Source organism: Trinickia sp. Y13 (assembly GCF_029522115.1).
Taxonomy (GTDB): domain Bacteria; phylum Pseudomonadota; class Gammaproteobacteria; order Burkholderiales; family Burkholderiaceae; genus Trinickia.
Map to the genome: position 1 here is coordinate 109,399 of NZ_JAKWFK010000006.1, position 12,334 is coordinate 121,732.

Here is a 12,334-nt window from a genome sequence, read left to right on the forward strand (position 1 = left end):
CGCGGCCATGTAGCCGCCCGGCTCTGGTCAAGTGAACGTGAGGGCCATTATAGCGGCGCCCCTATGCGCGGTCCCTTCAGCCGTTCGGCCGATGGCCGGCGCGCTCGAACGAGCGCACCATACGCAAAGATCGAACCGGCGCAAGGGCCGGCGAAGCGCGGCCGAACGTGTCGGCGCGCCCGCATGCCCGCAGCGCCGCTTATTGCTGGCTGAGCGCGGTGGAAAGCAGGCGCGCCGTGATGTCGACGATCGGAATCACGCGGTTATAGGCCATGCGGGTAGGCCCGATTACGCCGAGCGTGCCGACGATCTTGCCGTTCACCTCGTAGGGCGCCGTCACGACGCTCATTTGCTCGATCGGCACGAGCGTCGATTCGCCGCCGATGAAAATCTGCACGCCTTGTGCGTGGCTCGATACGTCGAGCAATTGAAGGAGGCTGGTTTTTTGGTCGAATACGTCGAACAATTTGCGCAAGCGCGCCATATCGGAGGACAAATCGGCCACTTCGAGCAGGTTGCGCTCGCCCGAGATCAGCACGGTCTCGCTATCGTCGCTTTCCTCCGTGCTGGCCGTGACGGCCGCATGCATGAGCGCGGTCATATCGCCGCGCAACTGGTCGATTTCCTCACGCAGGCGCCGGCGCACTTCGTCGAACGAAAGCCCGCCGAAATGCGCGTTGATGTAATTGGAGGCCTCGATGAGTTGCGAAGGCGAATAGTCGCGCTGGGTCGCCATCATGCGGTTTTGCACGTCCCCTTCGGGGGTCACGATGATGAGCAAGATGCGCTTGTCCGACAGGCGCATGAATTCGACCTGCTTGAACACGTGACTGCGGCGCGGCGTCATGACGACGCCGGCGAATTGCGACAGGTTCGACAAGACGCTCGCGGCGGCCGCCACCACCTTCTGCGGCTCGCCAGGCTTGAGCGTCTTGCGCACCACGCGTTCGACCGCTTGTTCGTCCGCTACGGGCTCGACGGTCAGCATGGTATCGACGAACAGCCGGTAGCCGCGCGGCGTCGGGATGCGCCCGGCCGACGTATGCGGGCTCGCGACGAGCCCGAGCTCCTCGAGATCCGACATCACGTTGCGAATCGTGGCCGGGCTCAGTTCGAGCCCCGAGTACCGCGACAACGTGCGCGAGCCGACCGGCTGACCTTCGGCAATATAGCGCTCGATCAGCGTTTTGAGGAGAGTTTGTGCGCGGGGTTCTAGCATGACGCAAAATTTTAGCCAAACGGCGTGCCCCCCGGCGAGCGTTGGGCGACGCTCGAACGTTCGCCCGCGCACCGCGCTCGATCGATGAGCCGCACGCGTGCAACGCCGCACCGGCGACGGGCGCGCCAGGCCGCCGGCGTCTTTTCGGGACAACGCCATTCTAGCGACAAATCGCCGGTGCGGGACGAGCGCCCCGTTGTGCCGGCCACACCCCCGACGACGAAGGTTCTTTTCGACTCCCAGCTATGGTGTAATGCCGGCATGGAAATTGGCAGCCAATTCAAGACCGTCGCGCTCGTCGGGCGCAGCAACACCCCAGGCATCGGCGAGCCGCTGACGGCGCTCGCCACCTGCATCGCCAAGCGTGGCTTCGAAGTGGTATTCGAGGCCGACACGGCGAAAGATCTCGGGGTGACCGATTACGTGGCGCTCACGGCTGCCGAAATCGGCGCCCGCGCCGACGTCGCCGTCGTGCTAGGCGGCGACGGCACGATGCTCGGCATCGGCCGCCAGCTCGCGCCGTATCGCACGCCGCTCATCGGCGTGAACCTGGGGCGTTTGGGCTTCATCACCGACATCCCGGTGGCCGAAATGAGCCAGCGCGTGCCGCAAATGCTGGCCGGCAGCTTCGAGCGCGAGGAACGCACGCTGCTCGAGGCGCGCATCGTGCGCGACGGCGAGCCGATTTATCACGCGCTCGCCTTCAACGACGTCGTCGTCAATCGCAGCGGCTTCTCCGGTATGGCCGAATTGCGCGTGTCGGTCGACGGTCGTTTCATGTACAACCAACGTTCGGACGGGCTCATCGTCGCCACGCCGACAGGCTCGACCGCCTACGCGCTATCGTCGCAAGGGCCGATCTTGCACCCGCAGCTGCAAGGCCTCGTGCTGGTGCCCATCGCGCCGCACGCGCTGTCGAATCGTCCGATCGTGCTGCCCGACGACTGCAACGTCGGCATTCAGATCATCGGCGGGCGCGATGTGAACGTGAACTTCGATATGCAGTCGTTCACCGCGCTCAAGCTCAACGACACGATCGAAGTGCGCCGCTCGCGGCATACGGTGCCGTTCCTCCACCCCGTCGGCTACAGCTACTATGCAACGCTGCGGCAAAAGCTCCACTGGAACGAGCACCCCTCCGACGAGGAAGGCAACGATTCGAACACCGTGTAGCCGCGCCGCCTCGACGCTGCCTGGCGCTCTCTGAAAAAAAAGCCGTTAATCCGACTCCCATGCTCCGCCACCTCTCGATACGCGACTTCGTTATCGTCGCCGCGCTCGATCTCGAGTTCGACCGCGGCTTCACCGTGTTTTCCGGCGAAACCGGCGCAGGCAAATCGATTCTCATCGATGCGCTAGCCCTCACGCTCGGGGCACGCGCGGATGCCGACGTCATCCGCACAGGCGCCGCCCGCGCCGATCTGACGGCCGAGTTCGAAACGGGCCCGGAGGTCGCGCGCTGGCTGCACGATCACGCACTCGGCGGCGAGCCGGCCGGCGCCGACGACGAGGGCCGCGTGCTGCTGCGCCGCGTGGTGGACGCCAACGCACGCTCGCGCGCTTTCATCAACGGCACCCCGGCAACGCTTGCGCAACTGCGCGAGGTTGGCGAGATGCTGGTCGACATCCACGGGCAGCATGCGCACCAACTGCTGATGCGGCCCGACGCGCAGCGCGCACTGTTCGACACGCATGCAGGCTTGACCTCGATCGCTGCTGGCGTCGCCCGAGCTCACCGAGCGTGGCGCGACGCGGCGCAAGCGCTCGAACTCGCCTCCACGCGCGACCGGGAACTGCAACTCGAGCGCGAGCGCCTGGCCTGGCAGCTCGCCGAACTCGACAAGCTCGCGCCGCAAGCCGGAGAGTGGGAGGAGATCAGCGCCGAACACCGGCGGCTCGCCCATTCGGCCAATCTGATCGAAGGCGTGCGCGGCGCGCTCGACGCGCTGTCCGAGGCCGACGGCGCGATGGTGGGCCAGCTTGGCTCGATCATTTCGAAGCTTCGCGATCTGGCCGAGATCGATCCGGCGCTCGGCGATGCCCTGGCCGCGCTCGAGCCGGCCGAAATCCAACTGCGCGAAGGCGTCTATTCGCTCACGCACTACGCGCAGCGCCTTGACCTCGATCCCGACCGTCTCGCCCAAGTCGAGCAACGCCTCGATGCGCTGCATTCGCTCGCGCGCAAATTCCGCCTGCAACCGGAAACATTGCCGCAAGAACACGAGGCGCGCCGCGCGCAACTGGCGGCGCTCGATGCGGCAGCCGATCTCGACGCGCTCACCGCCGCCGTCGACAAAGCGCGGCAAGCCTATATGGCCGAGGCCAAGCAGTTGTCGAAGGCGCGGGCGAAGGCTGCCAAGGCGCTCGGCGCGGCGGTTACAACCGGCATGCAGGAATTATCGATGGCTGGCGGCAGCTTCGAGGTCGCCCTCGTGCCGCTCGCCGAAGGTAGCGCGCATGGGCTCGAACAGGTCGAGTTTCGCGTCGCCGGCCATGCCGGCGTTCCGCTGCGGCCGCTCGCCAAGGTCGCCTCGGGCGGTGAACTCGCCCGCATCAGCCTCGCGCTGGCGGTCATTGCCAGCGCCGCTAGCCCCACGCCCACGTTGATCTTCGACGAGGTCGATACCGGCATCGGCGGCGGCGTGGCGGAAGTCGTCGGACGCCTGTTGCATCAATTGGGACGCGATAGGCAAGTGCTCTGCGTGACGCATCTGCCGCAAGTCGCGGCGCGCGGCGATCATCACTTCCAAGTCGTCAAAGCGGCCGACGACGGAGGCGCGACGCTATCGACCGTAGTCGCGCTCGATCACACGAGCCGCATCGAGGAGGTCGCCCGTATGCTCGGCGGCCTTGAGATCACCGCCACGACGCGCCGGCACGCCAAGGAAATGCTCGCGGCTTGATCGTTGGATGCCGCTTCACGCGAACGCGCGCTGCCAGAGTTTGAGCACCGCCTCGCGCTCACGCTCGATGAGCGCATGCGGCACGCGCGCCGTCTCCATCCCGTCGAGCCGCAATTGGTGCTGCAGCTTGCGATAGGTCCGATAGGCGGCGCCCACCGTATCGGCTTCCTCCGGACTCATGAGCCCGAAGCGAGCGACCTCCCGCAATAGCGCAATGTTGCCGGTATTGCGCACGAGTTCGCGGTCCTGCGCCGCGTGCAGCAATACCCAGTACTGAACGATGAACTCGATATCGACCATGCCGCCGCGGTCGTGCTTGACGTCGAACAACTCGCTGCGGTTGGGGTGACCCGCCGCCACGCGCTCGCGCATGGCGACGATTTCGGCCGCAAGCGGCGCGGCCTCGCGCGGCATCGTCAATACGCGTTCGCGGATTCGCTCGAATTCGCGGCCGATCTCCGGCTCGCCCGCGCAAAAGCGCGCCCGGGTCAGCGCCTGGTGTTCCCAAACCCACGCGGTGTTGGCCGCGTCGCCCTCGCGCAATTGATATCGGCGGAACGCGTCGAGATCGGTGATCAGCAGGCCCGATTCGCCGTTTGGCCGCAACCGTAGATCGACGTCGAACAGCGTGCCCGCGCCCGTCGCCGTCGTCAGCCACGTAATGAGCCGGCGCGTGAAGGTCGAATAGGTGTCCGCCGCCGCGTCGTCGGGGTCGTCGTACAGAAAGATGAGGTCGAGATCGGAGGCATAGCCGAGCTCTTTCCCGCCCAGCTTGCCGTAGGCGATGACGGCAAAGCGAGGCGCCTCGCGATGGCGCTTGGGCAACTGCTGCCAGACCGTCTCGATCGCCACATCCAGCACGGAATCGGCCAACTCCGACAGGCGATCGCTCACTTGCTCCACCGTTAGCCGTCCGGCCAAATCGATCAGCAAGATGCGGAAGACTTCGGCTTGATGCGCATGGCGCAGCAAGTCCATCTGCTGCTCGACGCCGTCGGCGGCGGCCAAGCGAGCGCGTAGCGAGGTCTTGAACTCGGGCCAATCGAACGGGCTGCCGATCGCTTCGTCGTCGAGCAACTCGTCGAGCAACTGCGGGTGCCGGATCAGGTACCCGGCCGCCCAGCGCGAGCCCGAGAGCACGGCCAGCACGCGATCGAGCGCGGCCGGGTATTCGTTGAGCAGAGCCAGGTATGCGCCGCGGCGGCTCACCGCTTCGAGCAAATCGAGCATGCGCGCGAGCGTGGAACCGCGCTTGTCGGGCGGCTCCATCGCAGCCGAGGCGTCCAGCGCGCGGGCTGCGATTCTGTCGAAGCGTTCGCGATTGCGCTCGGGCAGCCGCTGGTAGCGCGACGAGCGGCGCACCGCGCTCAAGCGCGCATACACCTCGTTTGCATCGCCGAAACCGGCCGCGCTCAAACGTGCGACTGCCGTTTCGTCCTGCGTTTCGTCCTCGAGCGCGCTATTCCACAGCTCACCCGCCCGGGCGTCCGGGCCGCCGGCACCGGCCGCGAGTCCGTTCGCACGCGCCTTGTCGGCAAAGATCTGATCGAATTGCGCCTCGACGCGCTCGCGGTGGCCGTCGAGCACATCACGCAGCGCGGCGTAATCGGCAAAGCCCAGCGAGGCGGCCAAGCGAGCGCGTTCATCGTCATCGACGGGCAGCGCGTGCGTCTGTGCATCGTTACGGTATTGAAGGCGATGCTCCACTTCGCGCAAGAAACGATAGGCGTTGGACAGATCGGCGCACACGGAGGGTGAAATCAGGCCCCGCGCCGCGGCATGACGCAGCACGGCGAGCGTGGGACGGATACGGAAGCCCGTGTCCTGGCCGCCGCGTATCAACTGAAACACCTGCGCGCTGAACTCGATCTCGCGGATGCCCCCTCGCCCCAGCTTGATGTCGTCGGCTTTGTCGGGCCGCATGGTGGCGCGACGCTGCGCCTCCTCTCGAATCTGCGCATGCAGCGCCCGGATCGCGCCGATGACGCCGAAGTCCAGGTAGCGCCGATAGACGAACGGCTTGACGAGCGCCTCGAGCTGGTCCGCCAGCCGCCGGGCCGCGTCGCTGTGGTGCTCGGAGACGAGCCGCCCCTTGATCCACGCGTAGCGCTCCCATTCGCGCCCTTGGACGTAGAAGTATTCCTCGAGCATCCCCAGGCTGCACACGAGCGGGCCCGAGTCACCGTTCGGACGCAGGCGCATATCCACACGAAACACATAGCCGTCGGCCGTCGGCTCGGCCAGCGCGCCGATCAGGCGCCGTCCGAGCCGGGTGAAGAATTCCTGCGTCGAAATGGCGGCGCGACTGCCGCCCGCCGTCTCGCCGTCGTCTTCATAGACGAAGATGAGGTCGATGTCGGAGGACACGTTCAACTCACGTCCGCCGAGCTTACCCATGCCGACGACGCCGAGCGTGAGCCGATCGCCCGCGGCCGAGCGCGGCGCCCCATAGAGCGCTTCCAATTCGGCGGATAGCACCTCGAGCGCATGCTGGATCGCGGCTTCGGCCAAGTCGGTCATCGCGCCCGTCACTTCGGCGATATCGGCCTGTCCGCCCAGATCGCGCTCCATCACCGCGCAAAACACTTCGGTACGCAGGCGCCGCAAGACGCAACGCAGCGCCTCCTCTCCGCGCGCGTCGCCATACTCGAGGCTAAGCTCGCGCAGCCGGGCGTCGATGCGCTCGCGCGTGATGGGCGCTGCGGCCCATGCGGCGATGCGCTCGGCAAGCGCTGGGCGCGCGGCGATGGCCCGCGCGACGTACGAGGAATAAGCGGAACTCAACAGATCGGCAGCAGTCATGAGAGATGAGAAGGTATGGCTCGCTCGTTGCAGCGGTTATTGGCGCGAGGCCAATCGCCGGCCGCGGGCGAGAGCGGGCACGATCGCTGCGTGCCCGCCTGCCGCAAGCCGCGGCGAGCAGCCCGCCGAATCTGCCCGGCATGCGAGGCCCGCGCGGATACGGCCGGCCGCTGTGATACATTTCGTCGTCCTAGACGCCAAACTACCATATTCACATCCCGATTCGCCGCAGTATGTCCGACAGCAAGGAATCCGCCGAAGCCGCCGTTGCCGGACACGCGCGTCACGAACATCGGCGGCTGCGCCGAATCCTGCATATCGCGCTGGCTGTCGCCTTCATCGTCTACTTCGTCGTCGCAGCCCTTTTCATCGGCCTGCGCTACGTCGTCCTGCCCCGCATCGACGATTTCCGCCCCCGCATCGAGGCGATCGTCTCGCAGCGGCTCCACGCCCAGGTGCAAATCGGCAAGCTCGCGCCGTACTGGTCGGGGCTCGAGCCCGGGATCGACGTCACCGGTTTGACCATCAGCGATAGAAGCGGTAACCGCGCGTTGTCCGTGCCCCATGCGACCGCCAACCTGTCATGGGCCTCTTTGCTACGGTTCAAGCCCGCGCTCGCGAGCCTCGTGATCGAGCGGCCCGAGGTGTTGGCGGCGCGCGAGCGCGACGGCTCGCTATGGGTGGGCGGCGTGGAAGTGCCGACCACGCACACCGGCAACGACACGTTCTCGAGTTGGCTGCTCTCGCAACGAGCGATCGTTTTGCGCGGCGGTACGCTGCGCTGGCGCGATGCGCAGCGCGGCGCACCCGAGCTCGCGCTGCACAACGTGCGCATCGCCATGCTCAACGACGGCTTCACGCACCGGGTCGCCCTTCAAGCCCCGGGCGAAGGCGCGTTGCTCAAAGGCCCGATCGACTTTCGCGCGCGCTTTCGGCATACGCCATTGATGGCCGTCGGCAAGCCGCAAAATTGGACGGGACAGGCGTATCTATCCACGGGCCCGGTCGAACTGCCGATGCTCGCCGCCTATGTGAAGCTGCCCGTGAAGACTTATGCGGGCCTGATCGACAATGCGATCTGGGCGCAATTCGGCGATGGGCATATCCTCTCGGCGCATGGCGCGCTACAAGGTTCGGACATCGCATTGCGCGTGCGGCCGACGCAGCCCAAGCTCGACGTCCCTGTCGCCCGCTTCGGTTGGGCGCTGCAGATCCAGGCGCAGCGCGACTACAAGCTACGGCTCACGGACTTGCACGCCGAGCTCGGTCAGCCGCCCCTCGCCGACGGCACGCCCGTTTCGCGCACGCTCACGTTCGCTACGCTGACGGGGCGATACCGAGTGCCGACGGTCGAGCACGGCCAACTGATGAGCGTGACGGGCGATCGCGTGGACCTCGGCATTCTCGCGGAGTTCAGCCGTGCGTTGCCCGTTCCGCGCCGTTTCCTCGACGAGCTCGTCCGCTTCGATCCGCGCGGCATGGTCGCCAATTACACAATCGCGGTCGAGCGCGCCCGCCCCGAGGGTGCGCTGGCCGCCAGCGAGGAGCGCGTCGCAGGCGAAGCGCCGGTCGTGCGCTACCGCTTCAAGGCAGACCTTCAGGGCATCAGCCTCGCCGCGCAGGAGCCGCCCCCCGGTCTTTCCCCCGCGGGGCATCCGCGAGCCGGCTTGCCGGGCTTCGAGAACCTTTGGGGCAGCATCGATGCGGACGAGCGGCACGGCGAGCTGACGATCGACACCGTCAACGCCGCCGTCACGATTCCCGGCGAATTCGACGATCCGCGGCTCACCTTCGACCGGCTGCAAGCACGCGGAAATTGGACGGTCAGTCGCGCGCGTGCCCCGGGCGAAGCGCATAAGGCGTTTTCGGTGACGGTGCCCGAACTGAGCCTGGAGAACGCCGATACGGCGGGCACGCTGGCGGCCACCTACACCAATCCGGGCCACGGTCGCGGTGCGCTCGATCTGAAGGCGACGATTGCGCGCGCCAAAGCGCCGATGATCCCGCGCTACTTGCCGACGAGCATCGGCGAGCACCTGCGCCACTATTTGGGTCACGGCCTGCAAGACGGCGTAGCGCACAACGCGACGATCGAAGTGCATGGCGGCCTCGACAAATTTCCTTATTCGCGCGAGCCGCAAGCGGGGATTTTTCGCATCGTCGCGCCGTTCTCTGGTGGGAAATTCGACCCCTCCCCCTACCCGCTGAAAACACTCAAGAACGGCACGCCGGACGTCTGGCCCGCGCTCGAGGGGATCGACGGCGTCTTCACGTTGAAGGAAAACTTGCTGCGCTTCGACATCGCGCGTGCGCGCTACAAGCGCGTCGCGATCACCCGCGTTGCCGGCCGCATCGACGATCTCGGCAACCACGGCTCCGATCTCGTCATCGACGGGGACGCCCATGGTCCGCTCGGCGACATGCTCGACTATGTCAACCACAGCGCCCTCGCCGGCATGTCCGGCCATATCGGCGAAAAGGTCGGCGCAAGCGGCCCCGCCACGCTGTCGCTCACGCTGACCGTGCCGCGCACGCACGAGCCCCACGTGGGCGTCGCGGGCACCGTGGGACTCGAAGGCAACACGCTGTCGGCGCCGCAACTTCCGCCGCTCGAAGCCCTGAAGGGCCGCGTGCATTTCACGAAGCAAACGCTCGCACTCGAACGCGTCGACGGCCGTTGGCTCGGCGGCGACGTACGCGCGAACGGCGCGCTGCGCGAAAACGGCAGCTATGCGTTCGACATCGCCGGGCGCATCGCCGCCGACAGCACCCGGCAGTTGAACCTGCAAGGCCCCGCAGCAAAGCTGCTCGGCCACCTCTCGGGCGACGCGCCCTACGCGATCGACGTGCGCGGTGCCCGCGGATCGCTGCCAACCGTGTCCGCCCACTCCGACCTGTCGGGTCTCGCACTCGATCTGCCCGCGCCGCTCGGCAAACCGCGCGGCGCCCCAATGCCGTTTTCGTTCGAAGTCAAGCCGCTTAACGCCGCGAACGGCGAAGCCGCTTCGCTGAGCGGCGGTGGCCGAGCACGAGCCGATCTGCGCCTCGGCCCGCTGCAAGCGGCCTATGTCGTCGAACGCGCAGCGGCAAACGCCAAGGGCGCATCGCCGCTAACCGTCTTGCAAGGCGCGGTGGGACTCGGCGAACCCGTCGAACTACCGCCTCGCGGCGTCACGGCGGCGCTGACGGCCGACTCGCTCGACGCCGACGCCTGGCGCGCACTGGCCAACGAGCTACGCGCGAGCCGCATACAGGGCGCGCAAGCGGCCGGCAATTCAGGCGTGATGGCGCAAGCGCCAGCCGGGCCGCCCCGCGGAAAAGACAATGGGGAGAACGCGGGGGCGATTCAGTCGCCGTTCCTGCCAAGCCGCATCGCGGCGCGCTTCAGAACCCTCAATCTCATGAACCGCCAATGGTCGAATGTTTCGATCGATGCGACACACACGAACGAGCGCTGGCAAGCCGATGTCGCTTCCGGCGAACTCTCGGGCAACCTGTCCTGGCAGCCTGGGGACGCCGATTCCCCCGGCGGCCTACTGCGCGCGCGGCTGCAGAAGGCCATCATCCCGGCGGCCGTGGGGCACGAACTGCTGGGGCAGCTCACGCCGAGCGCGAACGAACACATGCCGGCGATCGATCTCGTCATCGACGATTTGCAGGTGCATCAGCGCGACATCGGCCGTCTCGCCGTGAATGCGCGCAATGTCGACGAACGCGGCGTGCCCGTTTGGCAAGTCGATAAGCTGGAGGTATCGAACCCGGCCGCCCACCTGCTCGCGACGGCGAACTGGCGCACCTCGCGCCGGCTCGGCAGCGAGGTAGACGCCGACGCGCCGCGCCGCACGATCGTCGACTTCAAGCTCGACGTCGAGGATGCGGGCGCGTTGCTCGACCGATTCGGTCTGCCGCGAACGGTAAAGGCTGGAGCGGGCACGCTCGCGGGGAAAGTCGTCTGGCGCGGCGGGCCTACCGCCATCGATTACCCCACGCTAAACGGCCATTTCACGATGGATCTGCACCACGGACAATTCCTCAAGGTGGATCCGGCCGTGGCCAAGCTGCTCGGCGTGCTGAGCCTGCAGAGCCTGACGCGCGTGCTCACCTTGAACTTCCGCGACGTCATCGGCGAGGGGTTGCCGTTTCAGAGCGTGACGGGCAAGGCGCTGATTGCCAACGGCATCGCCAGCACGAACGACTTTCGCGTCGTGACGGCGCCGATGCGGGCCGATCTGTCGGGCTCTGTCGATCTCGCTCAGGAGACGCAGCATCTGCATGTGGTCCTCACGCCCACGCTGAACGCGGGCTCCGCCGTCATCGCCGCGACCGTCGTCAATCCGCTGCTCGGCTTGGGCGCACTCGTCGCCAATGTCGCGCTTTCGCAGTCGATCTCGCGCGCGTTCGCGCACGATTATTCGGTAACGGGGTCATGGTCGCATCCGCTCGTCGAGCGGCTCACGACCGATCGGGGTAAGATGGCTGCTCCGGCCGAGGCGACGGGCCACTGACCTCCCCGCGGGGCCACGCGCTTGGATTGCCCGGCAGCATCCGATTTCGAATTGATGAGCGATCGACCTGCCCCTACGACACCGTTTCACGTTGCCGCGCTGCAGATGGTCAGCACGCCGGAGCGCGAGCGCAATCTCGCGGACGCCGAGCGGCTCATTGCGCAGGCCGCGGCCGAAGGCGCACAGCTCGTGCTGCTGCCCGAGTACTTTTGTTTCATGGGCTACAAGGATGCGGACAAGCTGGCCGTGCGCGAGACGTACGGCGACGGCCCGGTTCAACGCTTCCTCGCCGACAGCGCGCGCCGTCACGGCGTATGGATCATCGGCGGCACGCTGCCGCTTGCCGTCACCGAGCCGGCGCCCGACGCCACGCGCGTGCTCAATACGACGCTCGTGTTCGATCCGAGCGGCACGGAAAAAGCGCGCTACGACAAGATCCACCTGTTCAATTTCGAAAGAGGCACGGAGTCGTTCGACGAAGCCCGCACGATCCGCCCCGGCGGCGAGGTTCGCACCTTCGACGCACCGTTCGGGCCCGTGGGGCTGTCGGTCTGCTACGATCTGCGCTTCCCGGAGCTTTATCGGCGCATGGGCGATGTCGCGCTGATCGTCGTGCCTTCGGCTTTCACCTATACGACGGGCCGCGCGCATTGGGAGATGTTGCTGCGCGCGCGGGCCGTCGAGAACCAGTGCTATGTGCTCGCCGCGGCGCAAGGCGGCTCGCACGAAAACGGCCGGCGCACGTGGGGCCACAGCATGCTGATCGACCCATGGGGCGAGATCATGGCTGTGCTCGACGAAGGCCCCGGCGTGGTAGCGGGCGACATCGACCGCGCACGCATCGACGAGGTGAGACGCAGCCTGCCTGCGTGGCGCCACCGCGTGCTGGCTTAAAGCGCGCTTGC

General features: G+C 66.8%; 6 protein-coding genes. 4 read left to right on the forward strand and 2 right to left on the reverse strand.

Annotated elements, in window-relative coordinates:
- Positions 1 to 199: 199 nt before the first annotated feature.
- Complete coding sequence (gene hrcA, locus MMB74_RS13180; RefSeq protein ID WP_277429086.1) at positions 200 to 1,219, reverse strand: heat-inducible transcriptional repressor HrcA; 1,020 nt, start codon at positions 1,217 to 1,219, stop codon at positions 200 to 202.
- Between the two features lie 261 nt (positions 1,220 to 1,480).
- Between hrcA and MMB74_RS13185 the strand changes: the two genes are divergently transcribed.
- Positions 1,481 to 2,392 carry an NAD kinase gene (locus tag MMB74_RS13185; protein ID WP_277429087.1) on the forward strand — a complete coding sequence of 304 codons (912 nt, stop codon included), beginning with the start codon at positions 1,481 to 1,483 and terminating at the stop codon, positions 2,390 to 2,392.
- 59 nt (positions 2,393 to 2,451) lie between these two features.
- Positions 2,452 to 4,122: a DNA repair protein RecN gene (recN, locus tag MMB74_RS13190; protein WP_277429088.1), complete on the forward strand. Its 1,671-nt coding sequence runs from the start codon at positions 2,452 to 2,454 to the stop codon at positions 4,120 to 4,122.
- 15 nt (positions 4,123 to 4,137) lie between these two features.
- Here recN and glnE read toward each other — a convergent pair whose 3' ends face one another.
- Positions 4,138 to 6,924 carry a bifunctional [glutamate--ammonia ligase]-adenylyl-L-tyrosine phosphorylase/[glutamate--ammonia-ligase] adenylyltransferase gene (gene glnE, locus MMB74_RS13195; RefSeq protein ID WP_277429089.1) on the reverse strand — a complete coding sequence of 929 codons (2,787 nt, stop codon included), beginning with the start codon at positions 6,922 to 6,924 and terminating at the stop codon, positions 4,138 to 4,140.
- 233 nt (positions 6,925 to 7,157) lie between these two features.
- On the opposite strand from glnE, the gene MMB74_RS13200 reads away from it, so the two are divergent.
- A complete protein-coding gene (locus MMB74_RS13200; protein WP_277429090.1) occupies positions 7,158 to 11,429 on the forward strand; it encodes an AsmA-like C-terminal region-containing protein in 4,272 nt (1,423 codons plus the stop codon).
- Positions 11,430 to 11,483: 54 nt separating this feature from the next.
- Positions 11,484 to 12,323 carry a carbon-nitrogen hydrolase family protein gene (locus tag MMB74_RS13205; protein ID WP_277429091.1) on the forward strand — a complete coding sequence of 280 codons (840 nt, stop codon included), beginning with the start codon at positions 11,484 to 11,486 and terminating at the stop codon, positions 12,321 to 12,323.
- Positions 12,324 to 12,334: the final 11 nt, after the last annotated feature.

Coding starts and splice junctions, on each gene's coding strand:
- MMB74_RS13200 (WP_277429090.1), top strand. CDS start 7,158: ATGTCCGACAGCAAGGAATCCGCCGAAGCCGCCGTTGCCGGACACGCG.
- MMB74_RS13205 (WP_277429091.1), top strand. CDS start 11,484: ATGAGCGATCGACCTGCCCCTACGACACCGTTTCACGTTGCCGCGCTG.
- MMB74_RS13185 (WP_277429087.1), top strand. CDS start 1,481: ATGGAAATTGGCAGCCAATTCAAGACCGTCGCGCTCGTCGGGCGCAGC.
- glnE (WP_277429089.1), bottom strand. CDS start 6,924: ATGACTGCTGCCGATCTGTTGAGTTCCGCTTATTCCTCGTACGTCGCG.
- recN (WP_277429088.1), top strand. CDS start 2,452: ATGCTCCGCCACCTCTCGATACGCGACTTCGTTATCGTCGCCGCGCTC.
- hrcA (WP_277429086.1), bottom strand. CDS start 1,219: ATGCTAGAACCCCGCGCACAAACTCTCCTCAAAACGCTGATCGAGCGC.